This is a genomic window from Psychrobacter sp. AOP3-A1-26 (genome assembly GCF_052378235.1).
GTDB lineage: Bacteria > Pseudomonadota > Gammaproteobacteria > Pseudomonadales > Moraxellaceae > Psychrobacter.
Genome location: NZ_JBQSXN010000003.1, coordinates 69,946 through 95,565, shown reverse-complemented (window position 1 = coordinate 95,565; position 25,620 = coordinate 69,946). Strand labels below are relative to the sequence as shown.

Genomic DNA, 25,620 nt, shown 5'->3' with positions numbered 1-25,620 from the left:
AAATATATAAATTGAATAGCACGTATAAAGGATATTGACTAGTGGATGGTAAAAAACAAGGAAATGAAACAATAAGAATAAGCTCTGATGGCCTTTATCGAGGAGCTACAGTTCATACCCCTTTCCCTCTAGAAAATAGTGATTTCCTAAAATTAACAAAGGTTAATAGCTTACTACCAATTTGGGCACACACTTTTTTTACTGGTACGAGTGTTTTTTCTATTACAGTATTAGCTAAATGGCTAAACCATAAATATTTTAATGGGATCGAAACTGTATCAAACACCGAAGGACTCACTCTACTAATCCTCATAGTATTGGCAGTAATATTCGAGGCTTTATATATAATATCACCTTCAGATAAGAAAAAAACGATCTCAAGAATTGAGAAGCACTTCTCAGAAAACAAACCTAAAGCAGCAGGATTCGGAAATGAATAAGCAATTGCCTAAAGAATATAGTCCTTTTAATAAAGTCTGGGTTTGCAGCAACACGTTCAATGAAGGTGAAATAATTTTTGAGGTTGAAGGTAATCCTGTTTTTCTCATAGGACGTGACAATGAAAGTCACAAAACATTATTATGGTTTAATGCACCAATAAAAGGAAATAATACAAATAGATGGCACAATATAATATCAAAAAATAAAGTTAATGATGTTAAGTATGAACTAAATACTACCGAGTATGGTAATGAAGTGACTTTCTTAGACCAACCTTTGCTTCAATTTAAAATAATGGACGATAATTTGGTTATTAATATAATAAACCTTACACCCATTGGTTTAAATATTTATGGAGGATTATCGTCATTAACTATTGTAGGCAACACTTTATCCGGCAATACATTTACTGGCGTTAGTACTATGATAGCTATTGGCAAATGATGATTGAGATTTACAATCTTACAAAGTACTAAATATCCGAACTCTAACTATATAAAAAAACAGCAAGATAATCTACCTTGCCGCTCTTATAAGCTCTAATTTAAATTCTAAATACTCGCCGCAACCTCTGCGCCATCACGAATGGCGCGTTTGGCATCTAGCTCAGCGGCTAGCTTTGCGCCACCGATTAGGTGATATTGCGCGTCTGGTGCATCACCAACATTTGGCATCAGCTCAACCACTGATTCTTGACCAGCACAGACCACGACGCTATCGACACGTAGCAACTGGCTTTGACCTTGATTGTTGGTGATCCAAATACCCTCATTGGTGATTTTATCGTACTGCGCGCCTGATACTTGGATGACACCATGCGATTTAATGTGCGCACGATGTACCCAGCCCGAGGTTTTATTGAGACCACGGCCCAAGCGACCTTTGGTACGCTGCATTAAATATACCTGACGAATAGGTTTAATGGCCTCAGGCTTAATCAACCCACCATCGGTTTGATACTCAGTATCCTCCGTTACGCCCCACTCTTCACGCCATTCGCTGACCGATTGCGCTTTTGGACGATAGCTTGGATCTTTTAGCAATTCAGGGCCTAGCTCATCGAGCGGCTGACCATGGCGCGCTGTGAGATATTCACTAACATCAAAACCAATACCGCCCGCACCGATGACAGCAACGGTATCACCGACTGATTTTTCACCAGAGAGCAATTCAGCATAGCTCATCACTTGTGGTAAATCAGCGCCTTCCAATTTACCTGCAAGACTTCTAGGAACGACACCAGTAGCAACGATGACGTGATGGAATTTGGCTTTCTCTAACATGTCTTTATCGACTTTGCTATTGAGTTTAATCTCAACGCCTAAGTGCTCAAGCTCGTTGATATAGTAGCGAATGGTTTCAAAGAACTCCTCTTTACCAGGGATAACTTTGGCGTAGTTAAACTGCCCACCCAAGATATCTTTTGCTTCAAATAAAGTCACATCATGACCACGCAAGGCAGCGACATGAGCGGCTGACATACCAGCCACACCACCACCGATAACGGCAACTTTTTTAGGTTTTTTGGTTTTCTTATAAACCAACTCAGTCTCGTAGCAAGCTTGTGGATTGACCAGACAAGTCGAGCGTTTATTTTCAAAAGTATGGTCTAGGCAAGCTTGGTTACAAGCGATACAGGTATTGATGCGATCGGCTTGACCGTTTTTGGCTTTATTAACCCAATGCGCATCGGCTAAGAATGGGCGCGCCATCTGAATCATATCTGCTTGACCACTAGCGACGATTTCTTCAGCCGTTTCTGGCATATTGATACGGTTGGCGGCCATCATCGGGATACTGATGTGCTTTTTAATTTCAGCGGTAAAATCAACAAACGCGGCACGCGGTACGCTGGTAACAATCGTTGGGACGCGCGCTTCATGCCAGCCGATACCGGTATTCATGATGGTCACGCCCGCCTCTTCTAAGGCTTTGGCGACGGTGATAACTTCATCCATGACGTTGCCGTCTTTGACCAAATCAATCACTGATAAGCGGAACAAAATAATAAAATCTTCACCGGCCGCTTCGCGTACTGCTTTGACCACATCGACAGCCAGCTTCATACGACCTTGAATATCACCGCCGTATTCGTCGTCGCGCTTATTGACATGACGCGATAAAAACTGATTGAGTAAATAGCCTTCTGAGCCCATGATTTCAACGCCGTCATAACCCGCTTGCTTAGACAATTTTGCACAGCGTGCATAGTCTTTTACCGTCTGCTCGATGTTTTTGATACTCATCTTACGCGGTTTAAATGGTGAGATTGGTGATTTTATCGGACTTGATGACACCACAAATGGATGATAACCATAACGACCACTGTGCAATATTTGCATGATGATTTTGCTATCATATTTATGCGCAGCACGGGTCACACGCTGATGATTAATGACGTCAGCTTTGGTATTCATCGTACCGCCAGCAGGCAGCAACCAGCCTTCGCGATTGGGCGAGATGCCGCCCGTGATCATCATCGCCACGCCGCCTTTGGCACGCTCTGCAAAATATGCCGCCAACTTACCGTAATTATAAAAACGGTCTTCAAGACCCGTATGCATTGAGCCCATGACCATGCGATTTTTTAGCGTGGTAAAGCCCAAATCCAGTGGCTCAAATAAATGCGGATAGTGTTCATTGGTGCTAGCAGTCTCAATGGTATTGGCAGTATGGCTGGCGGACATATCATTTTCCTTATGAATGGTTTATCAAACTACTTCTTAAAAGTAGAGCGGCTATGGGATTTAGCGTTACCACTATCGTAACACACCGCCATTATTATCAGCTATGCAGACAAGCGACTGATGAGTGAACACTATGTTCTCCTAGCTATCGATGACAGCTATTGACCTCACTGATCGATAGCATTTGGTTAAGTAAACACCACAAAATCAGCCCAATCTTTCACCGCGATTGTCTATAATAACCAGTTACTGATACAGTAGTTTCGATAAAAAATGGTATTACCGAATACTAGAACAACGATAAAGGACTATCACAATGACTGACTTTCACACCGGTCTTGGCAAAAATCCTGCCAACCATCAACCGCTTACCCCTATTGATTTTATCATCCGCAGCGCGCAGGTTTATCCTGATAAAACCGCCATCATCTATGATGACCTAGAACATAATAACCTAACCCAAAGCTGGCAGCAGACTTACGATCGTTGCCGGCAGCTAGCGGATGGTCTGCGTAAATTGGGCATTGATAAAAACGACACGGTGGCGGTTATGATGCCGAACACGCCAGCGATGGTTGAGTGTGCCTTTGGGGTGCCGATGTCAGGCGGCGTGCTGTGTACACTGAACACCCGACTCGATATCAATGCGCTGACCTTTTGCTTGCAGCACTCAGAAGCCAAAGTATTAATTTTAGACAGTGAGTTTGCTGAGCACGCTGAAATTATTGATGAAGCTTTTCCTAACCTTACTGTTATTCATGCCACCGATGCTGCCGTCGATACCGAGCGTTTTGGGCAAATGACTTATGACGAACTCATTGCCAGCTCCGACAGCTTAGACAACTGGGAAAAACCATTAGACGAATGGGACGCCATCGCCCTCAACTATACCTCTGGTACGACTGGCAAACCCAAGGGCGTGGTCTACCATCATCGCGGCGCGACGCTCAATGCCATCTCCAATATTCTAGATTGGGACATGCCCAAGCATACGATGTACCTATGGACGCTGCCATTATTTCATTGTAATGGCTGGTGCTTTCCGTGGACGATTGCAGAGCGCGCAGGCGTCAACGTCTGTTTGCGTCAGATTAATGCGGATTTAATTTTGCAATTGATTGCCAAGTATAAAGTCAGCCATTATTGCTCAGCGCCTGTGGTACACAATATGATTGCCAGCGGCAAGCCTGAATATAAAGACGCCATCACCCACGAAGTCAACGGCTGGGTCGCTGGTGCGCCGCCCTCTGAAACCATGCTCGCTGCTATGGAGGAAATGGGTTTTCATATCTCCCACGTCTATGGACTGACCGAAGTCTATGGACCGGTCACCGTCTGTGCGGAGCAAGAAGAATGGAATGCGCTCGATGTCGCAGAACGGTCACAGAAAAAATCACGCCAAGGCGTCACCTCTCATCTTATGACAGGATTTGATGTGTTTAAGCAAGGAACGACTGAACCCGTTGCTGCCGATGGTGAAGAAATGGGTGAGTTGGCACTGCGCGGCAATATGGTGATGAAAGGCTATCTAAAAAGCCGAAAAGCCACCGAAGCGGCCTTTGCTGATGGCTGGTTTCGTACTGGTGATTTGGGCGTTAAATATCCTGATGGCTATATTAAAATTATGGATCGCCTCAAAGATATCATCATCTCAGGCGGTGAAAACATCTCCAGTATTGAAGTCGAAAACGTCTTATATAAAATGCCAGAAATTCAAAGCTGTGCTGTCGTCGCCGCACCGCATGATAAATGGGGCGAAGTGCCCGTTGCCTTTATCGAGATTTATGCTGGCAGCACTTTACAGCGTGACCATGTAATGGAGCATTGCACACAATATTTAGCGGGTTTTAAAGTGCCAAAATATATCGTTTTTGCCGAAATACCGAAGACCAGTACCGGTAAAGTGCAGAAGTTTGAGCTACGCCAAGCCGCTAAATCACTGGCCCATGAAACGCCAAAAGTAACTTTTAGCACAAAATAATATCTTCAAAAGCTAAGGTGGCAAGGAAAACGAGCGTAAGCACTACAATCGGTAGGTTTAGCGAGTTTGACAAAGCTAACTTATTTTTGAGGATATTATTAAACCAGCCCATGCTAATTAAGCTTGGGCTCAAGCCATTGATAGATTAGCATGCCCGCTATCATCGCTGGGATAAAGACATAAGCCTGCCACTGTCCTGTTCCAAGTAGCACGATACCGGGACCTGGGCAAATACCAACCAAACCCCAACCGATACCAAATAGCATCGCGCCGATTAATAGTTTTTTATTAATCATCGTTTTACTTGGCATTTCAATTAACGTGCCAATCCAGCTGGTCTGTTGACGCTTCGCCAGTTGTACACCGACGATTGCCACTATCAAACCACCGCCCATCACTAGCGCAAGTGAAATATCCCACGCCCCAAAGACGTCCAAAAACCCTTGTACTTTAACAGGATCGGTCATTCCAGATATCAGCAGTCCAAAACCAAATAGTAACCCTGCTAGTAATCCAATTATATTTTTTAGCATTATTATTTCTCGCTATTCTCTTTTATTAATTTTTCGCTGGTATAGTTAATTCGTTTTAAAAGGTTATAGAGAGGCGGATAGAAATTTTTGCAGCCTCTGTCTGCGCAGGCACAGTACGCCAGAAATTTTTTATCCGCCTCGTGTATAAATGACATACTTATTACTCATACTGTGATTCAAAACACACTCAAAATATGCCGACCCAAATAAACCGTCACAATACCAAAGAACATAAAAGTCACCGTCGCCGCCATCGAACGTGGAGACAGGCGCGCATTACCACAGATACCATGTCCACTGGTACAGCCTGAGCCTAAACGTGTGCCAAAACCGACCAGCAACCCCGCGCCAATTAATAACGGCAGTGAGGTACTAACTTCTATATCAGGTAACGGTTTTACCAAACTATAAAATAGTGGCGAGACGACCAGACCCAGTATAAATAATACCTGCCACATCTCTACACGCTTGGGCTTTAATAAACTTGAGAAAATACCACTAATCCCAGCAATACGCCCAATACCTAATAACAGGATGACGGTTGCGACGCCCAGTATCAGACCACCTACTAAAGAGAGTGGCGTAAATGCTTGCCAGTCTATTTGTATACTCATAATAGTTACCTAAGCCAATTTTTATTAATACCAAACTCAAAAAGTACGATTAGCTGGGTCAAACTCGTTTAGTCTACAGTACGTAGCACTTGCACTCGTTTTCCTTGCTACTCTAATTTTTGTGAATGCTATAAGAACAGTTTTAGAAATCGATTTATAATAAAACATTATATAATAAAACATAATAAATAGGTAAAAAAATACTGAACCCCGCGTATGCAAGGCTCAGTATCTCTTTATTTGATTACTGACTGGCTAAATAAACCTATTGGCTAATAAACCAGTCAACTGCTCAAATTATTTTGCTAATACTTCATCGAGTGCTTTTTCAAAACGCTCTACCGCACCGTCAACGTCCGTTAGTTTATCTAAACCAAACAGACCCAAACGGAAGGTTTTAAAGTTATCAGGCTCACCAACATTTAATGGTACGCCAGCGGCAATTTGTAATCCAGCTTCAGCAAAGGCACTGCCCTTATGGATATCATCACGGTCGGTATAAGAGACCACAACGCCTGGCGCTTTAAAGCCATCAGCCGCCACACTTTCAAAACCTTTGCCAGCCAATACTTCACGGATGCGGTTGCCCAATTCCCACTGTGCCGCGCATAGTTTATCAAAGCCAATTTCTTTGGCCTCGTTAATAGTATCGCGGAACTGGCGTAAGCTATCAGTTGGCATGGTGGCATGGTACGCATGACCGCCATTTTCATAAGCGCGCATGACCGTTAGCCATTGTTTCAAATCAAGACTGAAGCAATTAGATTCAGTACTTTCTACTTTTTTGATTGCAGCGTCGCTTAGCATGACAAGACCTGCACATGGGGTACTGCTCCAACCTTTTTGCGGCGCACTGATTAGGACATCAATACCCAAGTCTTTCATATCGAGCCATACGCAACCTGAGGCGATACAGTCGATGACCAATAAACCACCAACGCTATGTACTGCTTCACTCAATGCTTTGATGTAGTCTTCTGTTAAAATAATACCCGATGAGGTTTCAACGTGCGGGGCATAAACGATAGCTGGTTTGTCTTCTTTAATTTTGGCAACAGCACTGTCGATATCGACTGGCGCGAATGGTTTTGGTGCTTCACCATCATCAGCACGCTCAGCCGTTAAGACTGTAGACGATTTGGCAAATTTACCTTTTTCTAGAATTTGCGTCCAACGATAACTAAACCAACCATTACGGATGATTAGGCAGTCTTCGTCAATGGTCAGCTGGCGGGCGACCGCTTCCATACCATAAGTACCAGAACCTGGAATGATAACCGCTGCTTCAGCGTTATAAACTGTTTTTAGGTTGCTCAATAAATCATTCATCACCTCTTGAAAGGCTTTTGACATATGATTGAGGGCGCGGTCGGTATAAACCACTGAGTATTCTAATAAGCCGTTTGGATCAATATCTTGACGTAATGCAGTCATGTGACGCTCCTGTCTGTTGTAATGTTTTTTAAGTATGGGTTTGAACAAAATTTAGATATTATCTTAGCAAATTTAGGCCAACTATTATTTTGATTAAATGTTTTTTTGACCAAAAAATAGGATAGCCAAATACTACTATAGATAGTATGAACTAAGTACTAATATCGAGTAATAATCGAGAGTTTGACGCTGGGTTGACGATATAGCACTTTATCCTAGCGCTATTGCCGTTGATGGTTGTATCTTTTACGTCGTTGGTGTTCTTAACGTTAAACGAAAACGCATATGATGTGCGCACCATCATTATTGCTACGCAGAGGTAGAAGGATAATAATGGTCATTGATAGCTAGTGAAATGAGCAGATATTAAGTGAGAATAAATGCGCTGGGATTTTTTAAAACGTAATTTTTAAAAAAATAGTAGTCAGCGACGTACTATTACAGCATAACAGCAAATTATCACTACTTAATATATTCATAACAGCTTGATATTAGCACTGATAATGCAGGTTGACAACGCTATATTTGCATAATAATTTTGCATGGGAATAGCGTTTATGTGATTTAAAAATTATTGATAAATAGATGACAACTATCGATGGCTACGGTGAGCATCTTGTAGCCCTGATACCACAAAGTCTAGCAATTCATTATCACCCTCGCGCGCCGCTTTTCGCATCAATTTCGATGGTGCGTGCGTTAACGTCTGGGTCAAACGCCGTGACAATTCAGTGATAATGTCTTCAGGACTGGCGTTATCCTGTTGCAGCTTAGCAATAGACTCATGCAGCAGTTTATCGACTTGATCGTGGGTGCGCGCCCGATACTTTTGAATGTCCTTGCCCACTTGACGCACTTGAAAACGCCGATCCATCTCAACAACCAACTGGCTGACTAACAGCTCAGCATCTACCGCTGCTTGGCGGCGTTGCTCAATATTACCGGCAATCACATGCTGCAAATCATCGACAGAATACAAATACACATCATCGATGCGGCTAATGGTCGAGTCAATATCGCGTGGAACTGCCAAATCGATCATCAGCATCGGTTGATAGCGACGAATTTTAAGCGCTCGCAGCGTCATGGTTTTATCAATCAGTAAATCCATACTCCCACTACAGCTACTGACAATATCGGCTTCTGCCAATACTTGCGGTAGCTGTTGTAGAGGCTTGACCTCAACGAGACGTCCTGGTCGACGCAGCTCGGCAGCTAAAGCTTCAGCGCGCTCAGGATTACGGTTACAAATAATAACCCGCCCAACCCCAAGCCCAGCAATATGCGTCGCCACCAAGCGATTCATCTCGCCTGCGGCAACCACCAATAAGGTGCGATTGGATAAATCGTCAAATATTTGCGTCACCAATTTGGCCGCAGCATAGCTAAGCGATACCGCTTGAGCGCCAACTTGGGTTTCGTTACGTACCCGCTTAGCAGCAGCATAGACTTGATCGACAACCCAGCCCAGCTGATTACTGAGTGCGTTTTGATCTTGCGCCAGATGGACGGAGCGCTTGATTTGACCCAGTATTTGCGGCTCACCCAGTATCATAGAATCAAGCCCAGCGGCGACTCTCAGCCAATGCGTCAAAGCATGAGTATCACGATGGACATACAGATAAGGGTCGACTTCACTTAGTGGCAACTGCTTAAAATCCGCCAGCCACTGTTTGATTTTTAAGATATGGGCGCTGATGGCCGCTGAAGAGGTCTGAGAGCTACTAGTATTATTGGTAGAGACAACAGTAGCAACTTGCTGTTCTGATATTGGCGCGCCTGATATCTGTGGGACTAGCGCATAAATCTCAGTGCGGTTACAAGTCGAGACTATCACGCTACCATCAGTAAAGCCTTGTAGCTGCCTAAGCCCGAGAGCCACATCGTCACCCACAAGCACCAAGCGCTCACGTAGAGCGACTGGTGCAGTTTTGTGATTGACCCCAATGACCACTAATCTCATTATTGATAGACCATAAATATAACGTTCACCTGCCAGCCAAACTCTATTAGAGCTTTAACAAACAATTTTAACCAGCAACTTATCAAAGATATTTTTTCAAAAATAGCTGCAAATCTAACCATAGCTGCAAACACAGCACTGGATAAACTGCCTTTGAAAAAATCTATTCAAAAAAAGTATATTTAAAGAGCCCTGCCAAAGCAAAACCCTAAAAGCCGCTTATTATATCATCATTGCCAGCTTTATTTAACTCTCGCCCCTCTGCGAAGGCTATTTGTCTGTATCTGGGCGCAGATGTCATAAATCAACTACCGAGACCATTTGTAAAACCAATCTCTAGATTTTAGCAAGTATTTATAAAGTCAGACCCATACCACTCGCTTATTTGAAGCTAAATTGTTATATTTTTAACCTGGTTCAATTATGCCGTATTGAATACTCAATCATGGCATTGATAGAGACTGTTTTTAGACGATTCGACGTTATAAGATATTATAAGACGTTATAAACAGTCCGCTTAATCATTCTAAGGGCTTATTTTTAGCAGTGCAGCGGCTAAAGGAACCCTGACTCTAGGGGCTGATGCCGATATCTGAGTAACACGACCACTATTGTTTGTAGCATATATCTACTCTTATAATGTTTGTCGTGGGTATTCGTAACCGACATTTAGGGTTTGTTTAATATTCAAATACTAGGGCGTGTCCGCAATCTGAATAAAAGTGATTAAATAGGCTAAAAATGAGGACAGGCCCTAGGACTGCTGATGATATGGGTTTTTTGCTGCCGCAGCACGTTGCTATGAATGTATCTTTTTTATTGAGACCTAACTATTAGGTAAATAATGGGCGAATACGGTTATCTATGATTTATTTTGAGTCATTATTTCGATCAAATCCGGCGCATGACGACCAAGTGAGCCTTCGTGATTTATTGCGTGTTGTCATTGAGCGTCTCTGCCACCGTTACAAGCTAACTTTATCATTGGCCGTTTGCTTATGCTTGTCATATTCGGCTCATGCCAACCCCATAAGCCCATCATTGATAAACGCTTCTTCAACAAATGCACCTATAATGGCCTCAGCACTAACCAATGATAGTGCCACCTCTGATAAGGTTTCTAATAAAAATAATAACCGTCAAATACAAACTATAGAAGATTCTATAGACGTCAATCGTCTGGCGCCGAGCGGTGCGTCGTCTACCCTTAATAAGCCAAGTTTTAGCGAGCCAAGCCTATATGCTGTTTTGGATGCCGAATTTGCAGCAGATCGTGGTGACCCTCAGCGAGCCATCACTATTTATAAACAGCAATCCTTCAAAGAAGATGCGACAGCGGTATTTGAAAGGGCGCTTAGTCTGTCTTTACGTAGCGAAAAGGTCGAGAAGTCATTACACTTTGCCCAATCGTGGCAAAACCAGAATCCTGACCACGTACCTGCTTGGTTTTATGTGGCACATTTAGCCCTGCGAGCACATGACTATATATTGGCGGGTGACACGCTAAACCGTATTTTGCGTTATGACCCTCGAGCAGATTTAAGCGAAATCCTTATCGGTATTTATCCCAATAACGATAAAGATAAACGCGACCTACTCGCCGCTTTGCAACCACTGGACAGCGAGGAAAACGCCTCCTTGTCTGTATTAAAAGCGGGTTTGCTCTACCAGTTTAATGAGCCTGAGAGTGCCATTGTTCATATCAACCACGCTTTAGAGCACCAGCCTGATTATGTGCCTTTTATCACCTTAAAAGCCGATATCTTGCGTAAAATAGAACCGGCTGAAGCGGTCATCAATTATGTTGCCCAAGCGCGCCTACGTCATCCTGATAATAAAAGTTTATATCTATATGAGATTCGCTATTTGCTGGATTTAAAACAAAGCCAAGAAGCATGGCAATTATTGCTTGAAGCGCATAACCGCTTTAGTGACGATGCCGAGATTACTTTATTAGCCGCATTGGTGAGCTTGGATATCGAAGAATACGCCAGTGCCGATGTGCTACTTAACCAGTTAGCCAAAAGCCCTACTTATCTTGATCAAGCCTACTATTATCTCGGTATCAGTGCCGAACGCCAGCAGCGCTTTGAGCAAGCCAAATACTATCTCAATGGCGTCATGCAAGAAGACTTAGTGCTAGAAGCCCGTCGAAAGGTGGTGGCTTTTGAATTGCTCAATGATGATATCGATGCAGCCATCGCCACTCTAGAAAAACTCCGCAAAGATTTTAGTGTATTTGCCCCTGATAGCCTTGTCATGCAAGCTGATATTTTATGGCAGCAAAACGAGAGCGAAGAAGCGTTGCGTTTATTAACTAAAGCCACTCGTAAGTACCCTGATAGTGAGATGCTTTTGTTTGCGCGTGCCCAACTCCTTGATGACCAAGACGACTATATCGTTAAGCGCACCCTTCTCAATCATTTGCAGGCACTAGATCCTAAAAACTTGGCTTACCAGCTCAGTTATGCACAATTACTACTGGCTAATGAACGTGGCTCTGAGCAAGGGTTGGCATTAGCGACGGCTATTATTCAGATTCGCTACGATGACCCACGTTATGATAATGATCTGCACCTGCAAGCACTGAATGTGCTGGCGAGCAATGCGTTAGCCAATAAAAATCACCAACAGGTTATCGACTATTTACAAACACCTTATGATGTATTCCCTACCTTGCGTTCAGGTACATTGCTACTACGGGCTTATCAAGGGTTGGGCGATAATGAAAAAGTCGAGGCGTTGCTCGCAGATTTACAGCAGCGCTTTTCATTTGGGCAGCACAACATCAATGACCGTATACAGCTTTATTAGGCCGTGTTGAACATCGACCATAGCAGTGAAAAACCGTAAAAAACAATCGATGGTTAATGATAAAAGTAGCAAAATATAGTTACCATAAAAGCTACAAGCCACTTATAAGAAGCTAACAGCCACGCATCACTGGGTAACAAATAACGCTTAAGCTAACCTATTTTCTAGACAATAATTTTGCAAATTTATCCATTTTTGAGGAAACATCATGTCAGCACTACCCCTTTCTTATAAGTCTAATAAGTTAATTCTCCTAACTGCGATCACCGCAACAATGGCCATCACCGCAACAATGGCCATCATGTCCGGCTGTCAATCGATGAAAACCGCCAGCGCAACCAATCAGCCCACCACCATCCAAGGTCAAAACGCTGAGCAACCAAAAAAGCTAGAAAACTTTAACATCACTGGCAAGATTGGGGTGACAACGCCTGGTAATGACACCTCAGGAACCCAAGGCGGTAGTGCGTTTTATGCATGGGGACAACAAAATGATCGCTTTGCTATCGAATTGATTGGTGCGCTCGGTATTGGTAAAACCAATATTGAATTTAACGGTCAGTCGGCTACCTTAGTGAGCGAAAAAACCGGTACATTAACCGCTGATGACCCCGAAACCTTGCTAAAAAAGGCCACCGGTTGGCAAGCGCCTATCTCACAAATGCCGTATTGGATATCTGGTCGCCCAGCACCATCCGATAGCACTCCACAATTGGATGCCCAAAATCGTTTAATCAGCTCGGTAAACGGTGATTGGCAAGCCAGCTTCACTTATAAGGGTGCTGATAAACTGCCTAACAAAATCAGCGCGGTTCAAGCACAAGGCAATAAAGTCGTAATGACCATTAACCATTAAACCGTCATTGATTCATGCCCCAATATTTAGCCCACACTCTACCACCACTGCTTATTAAGATAGCTATTAATGACTGAAAGTTATGATTAAAAACTTAGCCGCGCTGCCCGCTTCTACCATTTCCCGTTTATCACCGGCGAAAATTAATTTGTTTTTGCATATTACGGGTAAGCGTGCCGATGGTTATCATAACTTGCAGACGATTTTTCGCCTGCTCGATTGGGGTGATTACCTGCATTTTTCGGTTATTAATAAAGCAACGGTTATAGAGAGCACAGCAGATATCAACCTCCTTTGTAGTCGACTGCTAATACTGACTGGCGCAGACACCATCACCAGCAGTGTAGAAGATAATCTCATCTTTAAAGCCGCCCGTGCATTACTAGTGTTTGTCATTCAATCAAACAAGCTACCTAAACAGCTGCCGCAGATACAAATCACTCTAGACAAACATTTACCGATGGGTGCAGGCTTAGGCGGTGGCTCATCCAATGCCGCGACGACATTAATTGTACTGAACGAAATCTGGCAACTTAATCTTAATCAAAATGAGCTGATAAAAATTGGCACAAGTATTGGTGCGGATGTACCTATATTTATCTTTGGTCAAGACGCTATTGCCATGGGTATTGGTGAGCAGTTGACTGCCATTGATTTGCCGGATCAGCAATATTTAGTACTGACACCAAATGCTCACGTCAATACTGCTGAGATTTTTTCGCATACCAAGCTACAGCGAGATATCGCCCCGCTATCAATTGAAACCATGAAAAACCAGTCTAATGATTATAGGCAACATTTAAATGCGCCTTATCAAAACGTCTTTACCCCTGTAGTCACTAGCCTTGCCCCTGCCGTCGATGAAGCATTACGTTATTTACATGGGCTAGAGACGCAAGCACTCGGCACAGCAAGAATGACTGGCTCAGGTAGCGCGGTATTCTTGCCGTTGGATGCGAGTATTACGACTGATAAGGCGCTGTTAGCAAAATGGCTTGAAGATGCACCTTGCTCGGGGTATGTGATTGGGAGTTTATAAGTTGGACGTTAAGCCCGCGTAAGGTGCGCCCAGCGTACCAAATGGACTACCAAAACCACATCAGTATTCGTTGTTTACGAATAAAAGCCAGAAAAAGGCGCAAATGACTTGCAAAAGCTGAATATTTATTTATAATAGGTCGCCTCAATAGGGGTATAGCCAAGTTGGTAAGGCATCAGGTTTTGATCCTGACATCCGTTGGTTCGAGTCCAGCTACCCCTGCCATTTTTAAGCTCAAAGCGTTTGAAGTGCATTTATGATAAGTGGTTTAAGATAGCTGCTTATTGACATTGACAACGTTATCCCAGTTTCGGTATAGTTCGCAATGAGCACCGTTAGGGAAAAGTTATGTTTTAGACGATTTACTCGTTTATCAGATAACGAACAGGTCGTGACGCTATTCTAATAATGACTTTTAATAGAAATTACTTTTAGATATCGACGTACACAGCCTAGACATTACAGGGGTATAGCCAAGTTGGTAAGGCATCAGGTTTTGATCCTGACATCCGTTGGTTCGAGTCCAGCTACCCCTGCCATTTTTTACTGTAATAGTAGTCATCAATACTTTTCACCACTCTTTTCTGAATTTGAGCAGTTTGACACTGCTTAGCGGTCGCTGCTTGAGTCAATCAATAGGACTTCTGTCATGCCTTATTTGGCGATTTTTACGGGTAATGCCCACCCAGAATTAGCAAAAACCGTAGCCGATCATCTCCATATACCTCTTGGTAAAGCTGACATCACGCGTTTTTCTGATGGCGAAATTGCCGTGGAAATCAAAGAGCACGTACGCGGTAAAGACGTGTTTATCATGCAGCCTACTTGTGCTCCGACCAATGACAATTTGATGGAAATCATGATGATGGCCGATGCTTTGCGTCGTTCTAGTGCTGGTCGTATCACTGCTGTCATGCCGTATTTCGGTTATGCCCGTCAAGACCGTCGTCCACGTTCTGCTCGTGTGCCTATCTCAGCCAAAGTCGTCGCTGATATGCTCAACATCGTCAGTATCGATCGGGTGATGACCGTTGATTTGCACTCAGACCAAATTCAAGGTTTCTTTGATATTCCTGTCGATAACATCTATGGTACGCCGGTACTATTAAACGATCTACAAAAACAAGATTATGACAACATCATGGTTGTCTCTCCTGATGTCGGCGGTGTGGTTCGTGCGCGTGCCATGGCCAAGCAATTGGGCGATACCGATATGGCGATTATTGATAAACGCCGCGCCCGTGCCAATGAATCACAGGTAATGCATATTATCGGTGATGTTCGTGACCGTGATTGCGTCATCGTTGATGATATGGTCGATACCGCAGGAACCTTATGCAAAGCCGCTGAAGCGCTAAAAGAAAATGGCGCACGCCGCGTATTGGCCTATATCACCCACCCTGTCCTATCTGGTAACGCCCTGAAAAATATCAGCGAATCAGCATTGGATGAGATTGTGGTTACCGATACGATTCCATTGTCTGATGCCGCCAAAGCTTGTAGCAAAATTCGCCAAGTCAGCATCGCGCCGATGTTAGCTGAGAGCTTACGCCGTATCAATAACGAAGAATCTATCAGCGCCATGTTTGATGCGTAAGGTTTAAGCCATCACTCCTGGAATTTTTGGTAGCAATACTCGTTAGGATAAACGATAAGTAGCTTCTAACTAATAGAGTATCAATAGAGCGTCAAGTTTAATTACTTGGCGCTTTTTTTGCATAACAGTTTTGTGCTGTTATTTGCATAGGCCTTTTGCATAGCGATTTTACGTAGGTCTTTATTATTACTACATAATCACGTATAATGCGCGCCTGTGCCGACCGTTTATTTAATTTAAAAGGTCGGCCGACTAAAAAGTGCTGATCATGCTTAAAAGTAACGGCTACTATGATAATTAACATCATAAAAATCGTTATATTGAGCAAATAGCCAAACTTAGACCTTGTGCGTTTTAGCAGCAACGATAAGTCTTAGCTATCATCACGTATTAGTGGATTGGTCGCAAATCCACTTTTTTATGACCAGACACTTCATCATTCTTTTTATAGGATTACATCCATGAGCATTAATCATTTTGAACTAAACGCTGTTGATCGTTCTGCTGAACAGCAAGGTAAAGGTGCGAGCCGCCGCCTACGTAAGCAGAATCTAGTTCCTGCTATCATCTATGGTGGTGGCGAAGAGCCAACGGCTATCTCTATCAAGATTAACGAGTTGGTAAAATCACTTGAATTCGAAGCTTTCTTTTCACACATTTTAACGCTAAATGTTGATGGTGAAGAGCATCAAGCCGTTATCAAAGACTTGCAACGCCATCCAGCTAAAGGCTTCCCAATGCATGCTGACTTCCAGCGCATTGTAAAAGGTCAGAAAATCAACATGAACGTTCCTGTTCATTTTGCTGGTCGTGAAGAAGCACCAGGTACTAAGGCTGGCGGTATCTTGTCTACGCTAGTTTCTGATATCGAAATCGTTTGCCTACCATCACAGCTACCTGAATACTTAGAAGTTGATGTGTCTGGTATGGAAATTGGTGATTTATTCCGTCTATCAGACATCGATCTGCCTGAAGGCGTTATCATCTTTGAACTTGATATGGAAGATGCACACGACCGTACTATCGTTAACATGCAGCCACCAACGGTTGAAGAAGTTGACGAAGACGCTGACGACGTTGATGCAGCTGACGTGCCTGCTACTGAGCAAGGTGCTGAAGCTGAAGACAAAGACGGCGAATAATAAACTACTTCTATATAGCGACCTATCGTTTGCTATATAGAAGCTGGTTCGTTTAGTCAAAAAACAGCAGGTGATGAATATCTCCTGCTGTTTTTTTAAGTAAGGTTTGAAAAGTAGGATAGCTGTTATGTAGGACAATTATCATAGATTCATCTTACTTTTCAAACCTTACCACTCATTTATTAAATTTAAGCAGGATATTTTTATGGCCATAAAGCTTATTGTCGGTCTTGGTAATCCTGGTCAGCAGTATATGTTTACGCGTCATAATGCAGGATTTTGGTTCGTCTATCATTTGGCTCAGCAGTTTAATATCACCCTTGCCCATGACAAAAAATTCCATGGAATGACAGGACGTGGACAAATTCACGGGCACGATGTGCGTTTATTACTGCCACTGACCTTTATGAATAAATCTGGCCAGTCAGTAGTGCCGATGGTCAATTTTTATGGTATTGATAATAATGAGCTATTAATTGCCCATGATGAGCTCGATATTCCAGCTGGTAGCATCAAACTCAAAACCGCTGGCGGTCATGGTGGACATAATGGTTTGCGTGATATCACCCCACATATTGGTAACGATTTTCATCGCCTGCGTGTGGGTATTGGTCATCCTGGTCACAAGTCTAAAGTCAGTGGGCATGTGCTTTCTAAAGCCTCTCCTGATGAGCAGACAGCCATCGATAGCGCTCTAAGCGCCGCTTTTGATGCTTTACCACTGTTATTAGATGGTGATATCGAAAAAGCACGCGCACAAATTAATGGTTTTAAATTACCTGAATAGTATTCGGTCATTCGGATGAGCTGTTTAAATAGCTAAATCGATAATTTATGAGTGACTTTTATTCAAATAACTTTTATTCTACCAATCTTGTCCCCATTAAGCTTTTGATTTGGTTCATTTATATCAGTTACGCTAAGGAAGCAACCTATGCTACTTAATATGCTCAAATGCAAATTACATCGCGCCCGTGTTACTCATGCCGAACTTCACTACGAAGGCTCATGCGGTATCGACGGTGATCTGTTAGACCTTGCCGGTCTGCGTGAAAACGAATCTATCGACATCTATAATGTCACCAATGGCAAACGCTTTCGCACCTATGCTATCCGCGCTGAAGCCGGCTCTGGTATCATCTCATTAAACGGTGCCGCCGCTCATATGGCAGACTTAGGTGATATTGTTATCATCTGTGCTTACGCGCATTTTGATGAAGCCGAGGCCGAAACGTATCAGCCAAAACTGGTCTATTGCAACGAAGACAATACCGTTAAAGACACCGCCAATATTATCCCTGTACAAGTGGCTTAACTGTCATAGTGTTAAGCCGCTGACGTTTATCCGATTGGATACTTTACTAAAATAGCTGAATCTGAATAAGGTTTGGCTTTTTTTTATACAGCCCCTATTTTTAAATTCATAAGGAAGCCTACTAGGGCGTGTCCTCATTTTGAAAATGGTGATAAAAACGAGATAAATTGCAGTCAAACAAGGAAAATAGCGTAGATAATATCAGGATATTGACCAGCTATTTGACGCAGTTTGGCAAAATTTAACCATTTTTAGCCCATTTAATCATTTTCGTTCAGATTGAGGAGATGCCCTAATGTGGTTGGCAGTTATTGCAGTGCTCATTGGTCTGGCTATTCTGGTTTGGAGTGCTGACGTTTTTATTGATGGCGCAACGACCTTAGCCAACCACTTACGTCTCCCTAGCTTCCTTGTTGGTGTGGTTGTTTTGGGTTTAGGGACGTCAGCACCCGAGATGGTAGTCTCTGTATTAGCAGCACTAAACGGTAGCCCTGAGCTGGCGTTAGGCAACGCCTATGGCTCGAATATTATGAATATTGCTCTAGTCTTGGGTACCACGGCACTTATTAGCCCTATTGTTATCCAAAAAAGCATCGTCAAGCGCGACTTACCGCTGTTGCTACTTATCACCCTACTGGCAGCGTGGCAGCTACGCGATGGGCAACTTAGTCAAACAGACGGCGCGCTGTTATTACTAGGGTTGGTAGCGGTATTAACTTTTCAGATTTTGGTAGCTCTGCGGGAAGTGGGTAAAAAAGAAAACAAGAAGAATAATGTGAATGGTGAAGCGCAAGCAGCGGGTCTATTTCGTGGTTTGGCAAGCTTAATAATTGGTATGCTGATAATAGTCTTCAGCTCACGCGCTATCGTTTGGGGTGCGGTTGAGCTTGCAACCTACTGGGGACTGAGCGAGCTGATTATCGGCTTAACGATTGTCGCAGTGGGTACGTCATTGCCTGAATTGGTGGCTAGCTTATCAGCGGCCCGTAAGGGTGAGCATGATATGGCACTGGGCAACATTATCGGCTCTAACCTTTTTAATACCTTGGGTGTCGTAGGACTTGCTGCACTCATCGCCCCTATTAACGCTGATCCCATTATTTTGTCACGTGATGTGTTGGCGATGGTGCTACTCACCGTATTATTGGTGGGGCTCTGTACTTTTTGTTTTATCAGCAAACGACAATTTGGTCGTATTTCTGGATCAATACTGCTGCTGTTCTTTATCGGTTATACAGTAATACTGTCGCAAACTTTTAATCTATAAATTAAAATGGCAGCTATCTGTTTATTTGCTTTGTTTGCGGTTTCTAATCACCCGCCACAGCCCTTCATTCTCTGTTTTTGGCATTTTTAACGTGATGGTATTCGATAGCATATCTTGCACCGCGAGGCCGCGAGGGTTAAACAAGCAAAATGCATAATTAAAGACAAAGCCCAAGAATACACTGGTTAATAAGATAGGACGTGAGCCGCCAATAATACTACCAATAATACCAAATATAAGCGGCATGATACTGGCTGCTAAAATCCGTTTGAATGATTGTCCCCACGTCAGCAAATGACCATTACTATTAACCGTCTTTAAACGCCAGGTCTGCATACCCAAAGTTTGACCACCGCGGCGCCAAAATAAACCATAAAATCCAACCAGCGTCAGCATAAAAGACGGCGTCATAATAAGGTTTTGGTACCATCTCGGCAGTGACTGGGCTTGCGATGATTCTGTACCCGTATTCATGGTCAATAAGGTTCCAATAACGGTCAACACGGTACCGACCAAAAATAATAACGCTAAAATCAACATACCATCATAAAGAATAGCCGCCATACGAGTGCCAGGCTTAGCAATCATTAGCTCTTCAATTTCAGGGGTATGATGCGCTGATGATTTATTTTTCGTAGCAGCTTTTGACGGGCGTTTAGGTAAACTCTTTGACATGGTACAAGCTCATAGCCAGCAGTGAATAGTGGCTCTATTGTACCGTAATTCATCGACTTATCGTACATTATGATGGGAGAAGAATGGCGAGGAAAAGAGTGCTTACTGAAGTTTAGTAGAAAATTAGCACTATTATAAATATAACAGACATAAAAAAATCGCCAAATTGTCATAAGACAGGCGATTGATTTAGTTTTTATCTCAGCTTAATAGTTATATTAACCAATAAGCTTTTATGCAAATGGTGCGCCTGGAGAGATTCGAACTCCCGACCCCTTAGTTCGTAGCCAAGTGCTCTATCCAACTGAGCTACAGGCGCGTATTTTGCACATCATCCACTGCGTTGTTAACAACAATTGCAGCAAATTAGATTGGTTATTATATAGATAATATCGCTTGTGTCAACATCTTTAACCATTAAAACCAAATTATTTTTTGCTTTAATTTATAAAGTTAAGTAACACCAGTTTTTTGCGTTATTACTCTAAAAACAACGAAATAAATGGCGGTGAAGGAGGGATTCGAACCCTCGATACGCTTACACGTATGGTTCCTTAGCAGGGAACTGGTTTCAGCCACTCACCCACTTCACCGAACGATTTAAGACACTTATCAAAATATTTATATTAAAAAATGTATTTAAACAAAACACTCTTTAAAATACAAAATATTCTTTTAAATATAGTATCGAAGCTAACGATACGTCTCATGTCGTGGGCGAGTATTATAACAAAGCCAAAATGAATTGCAAGCATTGTCTACAGTTTTAATCCTGCTTTTACTATAATTATTTATTCATATGACTTTATGGCTTTTTTGACAATGGGTAGCTATAGTATTTGCTACTGATTATAGACTATATTAAAGGATGTGTTATGCGACCAGTCGTATTATGTTTTTCGGGGTTAGACCCCTCTGGCGGAGCTGGGCTACAAGCGGATATTGAAGCCATCGGTCAGGCAGGGGCGCATGCTGCGATTGCCTGTACTGCGATTACGATACAAGATTCGCAGCAAGTTTTTGGCTTTGAGGCGTGCGCGGCAAATTTGGTAAAAGAACAAGCGACAGCGGTACTCGATGATTTACCGGTCAGCGTCATCAAATCGGGAATGCTGGGTACGACGGATAATATTGCCATGCTGACTGATATGTTTACTGAAAACATCATCGCTGAAGGCACGCCTTTTGTATTAGACCCCGTATTGGTGGCCAATAGCGGAGGCAGCTTAGGCGATGAGCAAACGCTAGTTGCTGCCTTTAGAAAGCTATTGCCGTATGCGACTTTAATCACCCCAAACACGCATGAATTACGCGCCTTAAGCGGTGAGCAAGATTTGCATAGCGGTGCACAGAAATTATGCGAACAAGGTACCTATGGCGTGTTGGTCAAAACATCACACGACTTTGATAGTGGCGATATTGAGCAGTATTTATATATAAAGGGTGAAATGGTACATCAAAGTATTTTACCGCGCTTAAATGGCGAATTTCATGGCTCTGGCTGCTCATTGGCAAGCTTTATTGCTGGACGCTTAGCGATGGGTGACGCGCTTGTCGATGCGGTTAAATCAGCAGATAGCTGGATTACCCAAACACTGCGTGCCGCTGATGCCCCGCATCCTGATAATGCTACAGCCCAGCTGATACCGAACCGCTTTATAGATTTTTCAGTATAACTTCTAAATGATAAATAAAAAAAGGCACTCTAATTAAGTTAGAGTGCCTTTTTTATGATATAGCAAAATTATTGCTATACTTCTTAAATCTCACTTATCCCAACATTGGCATAAAGCTCGATGCAAATCCACCAATAAACATCTCAAGTAAATAAAAGGCAAAAAAGGCGACCATTGGCGATAAGTCAATCATACCTAAGTTTGGAGTAATACGGCGGAACGGTGCTAATATCGGCTCCGCTAACATGATAATGATACCAATAATCGGATGCTGAGACTGGGTAAACACCACAATCCAGCTGACGATGATGGAGCCAATGACTAGATAGCGACACATACGCAAAAAGTCTAACACCAAGCTAATGGTACCCGTAAAAAACAGCGGAACGGGCGCGATACCTTTATGCGTCAACGCCGCCTTGCCCGAGATATCAATCAGACGAATTAAAAACATCAAGACGATAGCCGCAATACTGATACGCCCTTGCCCGACCGTTGGAAAAATACGCCCAAACACATCGACAATATGAGTCGCTTTATAAGCAGGGGCAATCATAGGATTGCTGGCATCCATCCCTGCGAACTGCAGCATAAAACGGATAAAAACCAACATCATGGCGAAGGTGGTGACCAAATCAAAGATTTGAAATAACATGTTGTTCATGAAGTGCTACTCAATGTGACATTATTAACAGATTTTAAGATGACGAATGTTATTATCAGGTATTTTTATTACAAATAGGGTATCTCACTAATAAGTGACATACCCCATAAATAGATGGCTACCAGTTAATGAGCGATGGCTATTTACTCATCTCCTCGCTCAGCGCTTGGCTGCGATCGTAGCACGCTTGCATGGCTTCAACGATTTGGCGACCGATTTCATTGGCTTGCATCGACTCAACCGCTGCCTGAGTAGTACCGTTCGGTGAAGTAACCTTGCGACGTAGCTCAGCAGGCGCATCATCGCTGCCCATTGCCATTTTTGCGGCACCCAGCATGGTTTGCATGGCCAGTGCTGATGCTTGCTCTTTATCCAGCCCTAAAGCCACTGCCCCATCGACCATCGATTCGATAAAGTAAAACATATAAGCGGGCGCTGAGCCTGATACGGCGGTCACCGCATGCATGTGTTCTTCATTATCTACCCACATGACCAAGCCTGAGGCTTCCATGACGGCGGTTGCTAGTTGCTTTTGCTCAGCCGTGATATTATCAGTACCGTACAGACCCGTCGCGCCCATTTGAATCATCGCAGGCGTATTAGGCATCGCACGCACGATATTGCCATAGCCGTTCAGCATGTCAGATAAAAGATCAGTCGACAAACCTGCTGCAACAGAAATCACCAGCTGATTGTCCAAGGCATCCGCAAAAGCACTCACCACAGGTTTCATCACTTGCGGCTTTACGGCTAATACCACGATGTCAGCATCAGTAATAGCCGCTGTTGCATCTGCTGTTGGATCAACCGTGCTCAGGCCTTTAGCAGCCAGTTGCTCGCGCACTTCGCTACTAGGATCAGCCACTGTAATCGAACTTGGTTTGATACCGCAGCTCACAAGCCCGCTAATTAAAGCTTGCGCCATGTTTCCGCCGCCTATAAAGCTTATTTTCTTATTATCTAATACTGACATACTTGTCTCCTACTCAAAAAATTCAAAGGTATTCAAACTAACATAACGATGGATAAAATGACACTCAGTTTACCATACTGCTACTGCCATGGTTTGATAAATTGCTGGCGCTGAAGATAGCCCTAACTTTTAAACAATCACTATCAAATAACTACTATTTAGCCTGTTTTATGTAAAACTAAATGATTGGTGATTATTTCAGGAAGCTGGTTGCGTTCAATCTCAATAAATGACTTATCAGACCCTAGCGCCCAACTCTCAAAGGGCGATAATAGTAATAACGGCAACTCATCCTTATGAGCGAATACAGCACTAACCACCACTAAGCTATCACGCAACCAGACAGGCACGCCAAGTGTTTGAAACAGTTTTTTCCCCGCTTGCGTTCGTGATGCCAGCGCAGTGTGTATGCGCTGTTGCCGACCTAATGGCGCAAATGTAATCTCAACCTCACCTTTATCCTTATTTAATAATTGTGCCATCACATTTGGCATAACCTGCACTTGCCAAGTAAAATATTGGCTGCTACGTAAGGGGAGAAAATCAGGTTGATGGTTGGTTAAATTATCACTAAATAAAGAACGTTTAGATAGTGTCTGCGCTTGCTCAGTAAGCGGTATTTTAAGCCATGTTAGCCAGTTATTGCTTAGGCGATACAGCTGCTTACGATAACGACGGATGGTGTACGACTGCTTGCGACCTTGCCAAAAAAGCTCAGTTTGATGGTCGTGGTCATGGCGCTGGCTTAGGTTCAATACATCATCGACAAGCTGCTTAGCAGGCGGTAATGACTCATCTTGCCCCAGCCAATGATGTAGCAATTGGCGTTGGCGCTGGATAGGTCGTTTTTGTAACACCTCAATATTTAGCACCCGTTGCGCTGGAGCACAGCAGAGAGAGCTGACCTCACTATCATGCATATCTTTTGCCGCTTGTGCACTGATTGTTAATTGAGCATCACTTAATAACTGTGCACTACGAGCAATATTATCGATAACATTTGGATTGTGTTTCGCCAATATCGGCATGATGTCACGGCGCAGTCCACTACGTACGTTATCGCCGCCCTCATTGGTAGGATCATCGATATAGGGCAGTTTTAGATGTTGAGCATAGGCGCTAATATTGGCCCGCTTTATAGTGAGCCAAGGTCGCCATAATACGATACGATGCACGCCTTGCTGTTGTACGCGCCACGGCTGCATACCCGATAAACCATTAACCCCAGCTCCTTGAATCAGGCGCATTAATACCGTTTCCGCTTGGTCATCAGCATGATGCGCTAATAATAAAACATCGTCTTGACTGAGTTGCGCGCGCATCACGTCATAACGGGCTTGGCGGGCGGCTTGTTCATCATGGCCCTTTACCTGCGCCTGTAAAATAGTGCAAGGTATGTTTTGAGCTGCTGCCCAATCGGCAACATGCTGCGCCCAAACACCACTATCTGCCTGCAAGCCATGATTGACATGTAAAAGCTGGGGTAAAAATGACAGCACGCCTTGTTGGTATAATTGCACACACAATGCTGCCAATACCAATGAATCACGCCCACCGCTACATGCCAGCCAAAGTCGCCGACCGTGTAGTTGTGCACCATGTTCAGCCACACTGTCCAATAATGCTTTTGCCAAACTATCCTCTATCGGCAGTTCTGCGATTGGCTCGATAGGATATGGAAGAATTGCACTGCTAGTCATAATCGCTCTTATTGTTTGACATATATAATTAAAATACTTTAAAAACGCTACGATACTGCGGGTATAGTTTTTTTGCAGCCTCTGTCTGCGTAGGCACAGCAAGCTAGAAAAAACGGTACCTGCAGTACGTGATGTAGCGATATTACTTCTCACTGACTATAAATGAATCAGTCTAGAAGCTTAGGGGCTGTATAGAATTCAGCCCCTAAAGGTTCATAAGTTAATAGACACAAAAAAACGCGCCATAAA

At 43.3% G+C, this 25,620-nt stretch carries 21 protein-coding genes and 4 tRNA genes; 14 read left to right on the top strand and 11 right to left on the bottom strand.

The features are described 5' to 3' along the window. Nucleotides 1-41: 41 nt before the first annotated feature. Both ACT3TU_RS01480 and ACT3TU_RS01475 read left to right on the top strand, forming a co-directional pair. The gene (locus tag ACT3TU_RS01480) at nt 42-440 is read left to right on the top strand and encodes a hypothetical protein (protein WP_192523791.1); all 399 of its coding nucleotides are present in this window, start codon (nt 42-44) and stop codon (nt 438-440) included. Further along, complete coding sequence (locus ACT3TU_RS01475; RefSeq protein WP_192523790.1) at nt 433-885, top strand: hypothetical protein; 453 nt, start codon at nt 433-435, stop codon at nt 883-885. The genes ACT3TU_RS01480 and ACT3TU_RS01475 overlap by 8 nt, the downstream gene beginning before the upstream one ends. Before the next feature lie 107 nt (nt 886-992). Here the strand turns inward: ACT3TU_RS01475 and ACT3TU_RS01470 are convergent, their stop codons facing one another. Continuing rightward, entirely contained in the window at nt 993-3,128 is a 2,136-nt protein-coding gene (locus ACT3TU_RS01470) for an NADPH-dependent 2,4-dienoyl-CoA reductase (protein ID WP_192523789.1), read from the bottom strand. A 316-nt stretch (nt 3,129-3,444) separates the two neighbouring features. Here ACT3TU_RS01470 and ACT3TU_RS01465 point away from each other — a divergent pair, with 316 nt between their 5' ends. Next, a complete protein-coding gene (locus tag ACT3TU_RS01465) occupies nt 3,445-5,109 on the top strand; it encodes an AMP-binding protein (protein ID WP_192523788.1) in 1,665 nt (554 codons plus the stop codon). A 113-nt stretch (nt 5,110-5,222) separates the two neighbouring features. Here the strand turns inward: ACT3TU_RS01465 and ACT3TU_RS01460 are convergent, their stop codons facing one another. The 4 genes from ACT3TU_RS01460 to hemA form a co-directional block, all read right to left on the bottom strand. After that, complete coding sequence (locus ACT3TU_RS01460; RefSeq protein WP_192523787.1) at nt 5,223-5,642, bottom strand: DUF6691 family protein; 420 nt, start codon at nt 5,640-5,642, stop codon at nt 5,223-5,225. Between the two features lie 176 nt (nt 5,643-5,818). After that, nucleotides 5,819-6,256: a YeeE/YedE family protein gene (locus tag ACT3TU_RS01455; protein ID WP_192523786.1), complete on the bottom strand. Its 438-nt coding sequence runs from the start codon at nt 6,254-6,256 to the stop codon at nt 5,819-5,821. A gap of 297 nt (nt 6,257-6,553) precedes the next feature. Continuing rightward, complete coding sequence (locus tag ACT3TU_RS01450; protein ID WP_192523785.1) at nt 6,554-7,690, bottom strand: aminotransferase class V-fold PLP-dependent enzyme; 1,137 nt, start codon at nt 7,688-7,690, stop codon at nt 6,554-6,556. 592 nt (nt 7,691-8,282) lie between these two features. Then, nucleotides 8,283-9,653, bottom strand: coding sequence for a glutamyl-tRNA reductase (hemA, locus tag ACT3TU_RS01445; protein WP_192523784.1), 1,371 nt, complete (start codon nt 9,651-9,653; stop codon nt 8,283-8,285). Between the two features lie 1,074 nt (nt 9,654-10,727). Between hemA and ACT3TU_RS01440 the strand changes: the two genes are divergently transcribed. From ACT3TU_RS01440 to ACT3TU_RS01395, 10 genes are all read left to right on the top strand, one after another. Beyond that, nucleotides 10,728-12,467, top strand: a complete 1,740-nt coding sequence (locus tag ACT3TU_RS01440; RefSeq protein ID WP_225735298.1) for a tetratricopeptide repeat protein — start codon at nt 10,728-10,730, stop codon at nt 12,465-12,467. Between the two features lie 208 nt (nt 12,468-12,675). Next, on the top strand, nt 12,676-13,323 hold the full coding sequence (gene lolB, locus ACT3TU_RS01435; RefSeq protein ID WP_192523782.1) for a lipoprotein insertase outer membrane protein LolB: 648 nt from the start codon (nt 12,676-12,678) through the stop codon (nt 13,321-13,323). Nucleotides 13,324-13,405: 82 nt separating this feature from the next. Continuing rightward, nucleotides 13,406-14,362 (top strand): 4-(cytidine 5'-diphospho)-2-C-methyl-D-erythritol kinase, encoded by a 957-nt coding sequence (gene ispE, locus ACT3TU_RS01430; protein ID WP_192523781.1) that lies wholly within the window; start codon nt 13,406-13,408, stop codon nt 14,360-14,362. A gap of 149 nt (nt 14,363-14,511) precedes the next feature. Further along, nucleotides 14,512-14,587, top strand: a tRNA-Gln gene (locus ACT3TU_RS01425). 238 nt (nt 14,588-14,825) lie between these two features. Beyond that, nucleotides 14,826-14,901, top strand: a tRNA-Gln gene (locus ACT3TU_RS01420). 110 nt (nt 14,902-15,011) lie between these two features. After that, nucleotides 15,012-15,959, top strand: coding sequence for a ribose-phosphate pyrophosphokinase (locus tag ACT3TU_RS01415; RefSeq protein WP_192523780.1), 948 nt, complete (start codon nt 15,012-15,014; stop codon nt 15,957-15,959). 461 nt (nt 15,960-16,420) lie between these two features. Then, nucleotides 16,421-17,101, top strand: a complete 681-nt coding sequence (locus tag ACT3TU_RS01410) for a 50S ribosomal protein L25/general stress protein Ctc (protein WP_192523779.1) — start codon at nt 16,421-16,423, stop codon at nt 17,099-17,101. Nucleotides 17,102-17,306: 205 nt separating this feature from the next. Continuing rightward, complete coding sequence (gene pth, locus ACT3TU_RS01405) at nt 17,307-17,888, top strand: aminoacyl-tRNA hydrolase (protein WP_192523778.1); 582 nt, start codon at nt 17,307-17,309, stop codon at nt 17,886-17,888. 147 nt (nt 17,889-18,035) lie between these two features. Then, nucleotides 18,036-18,416: an aspartate 1-decarboxylase gene (gene panD / locus ACT3TU_RS01400; RefSeq protein ID WP_149490449.1), complete on the top strand. Its 381-nt coding sequence runs from the start codon at nt 18,036-18,038 to the stop codon at nt 18,414-18,416. A gap of 295 nt (nt 18,417-18,711) precedes the next feature. Continuing rightward, nucleotides 18,712-19,683: a calcium/sodium antiporter gene (locus tag ACT3TU_RS01395; protein ID WP_192523777.1), complete on the top strand. Its 972-nt coding sequence runs from the start codon at nt 18,712-18,714 to the stop codon at nt 19,681-19,683. A 21-nt stretch (nt 19,684-19,704) separates the two neighbouring features. On the opposite strand, the gene ACT3TU_RS01390 is transcribed toward ACT3TU_RS01395, so the two are convergent. From ACT3TU_RS01390 to ACT3TU_RS01380, 3 genes are all read right to left on the bottom strand, one after another. Then, on the bottom strand, nt 19,705-20,358 hold the full coding sequence (locus ACT3TU_RS01390) for an RDD family protein (RefSeq protein ID WP_192523776.1): 654 nt from the start codon (nt 20,356-20,358) through the stop codon (nt 19,705-19,707). A 242-nt stretch (nt 20,359-20,600) separates the two neighbouring features. Further along, nucleotides 20,601-20,677, bottom strand: a tRNA-Arg gene (locus ACT3TU_RS01385). A 184-nt stretch (nt 20,678-20,861) separates the two neighbouring features. Continuing rightward, nucleotides 20,862-20,951, bottom strand: a tRNA-Ser gene (locus tag ACT3TU_RS01380). Between the two features lie 282 nt (nt 20,952-21,233). Between ACT3TU_RS01380 and ACT3TU_RS01375 the strand changes: the two genes are divergently transcribed. Next, the gene (locus ACT3TU_RS01375; protein WP_192523775.1) at nt 21,234-22,034 is read left to right on the top strand and encodes a hydroxymethylpyrimidine/phosphomethylpyrimidine kinase; all 801 of its coding nucleotides are present in this window, start codon (nt 21,234-21,236) and stop codon (nt 22,032-22,034) included. A gap of 94 nt (nt 22,035-22,128) precedes the next feature. Here the strand turns inward: ACT3TU_RS01375 and ACT3TU_RS01370 are convergent, their stop codons facing one another. The 3 genes from ACT3TU_RS01370 to tilS form a co-directional block, all read right to left on the bottom strand. Further along, nucleotides 22,129-22,698: a YggT family protein gene (locus ACT3TU_RS01370; RefSeq protein WP_192523774.1), complete on the bottom strand. Its 570-nt coding sequence runs from the start codon at nt 22,696-22,698 to the stop codon at nt 22,129-22,131. Nucleotides 22,699-22,837: 139 nt separating this feature from the next. Next, complete coding sequence (gene proC / locus ACT3TU_RS01365) at nt 22,838-23,671, bottom strand: pyrroline-5-carboxylate reductase (RefSeq protein ID WP_192523773.1); 834 nt, start codon at nt 23,669-23,671, stop codon at nt 22,838-22,840. Between the two features lie 158 nt (nt 23,672-23,829). Further along, a complete protein-coding gene (gene tilS / locus ACT3TU_RS01360) occupies nt 23,830-25,371 on the bottom strand; it encodes a tRNA lysidine(34) synthetase TilS (RefSeq protein WP_192523772.1) in 1,542 nt (513 codons plus the stop codon). Between the last annotated feature and the right edge of the window lie 249 nt (nt 25,372-25,620).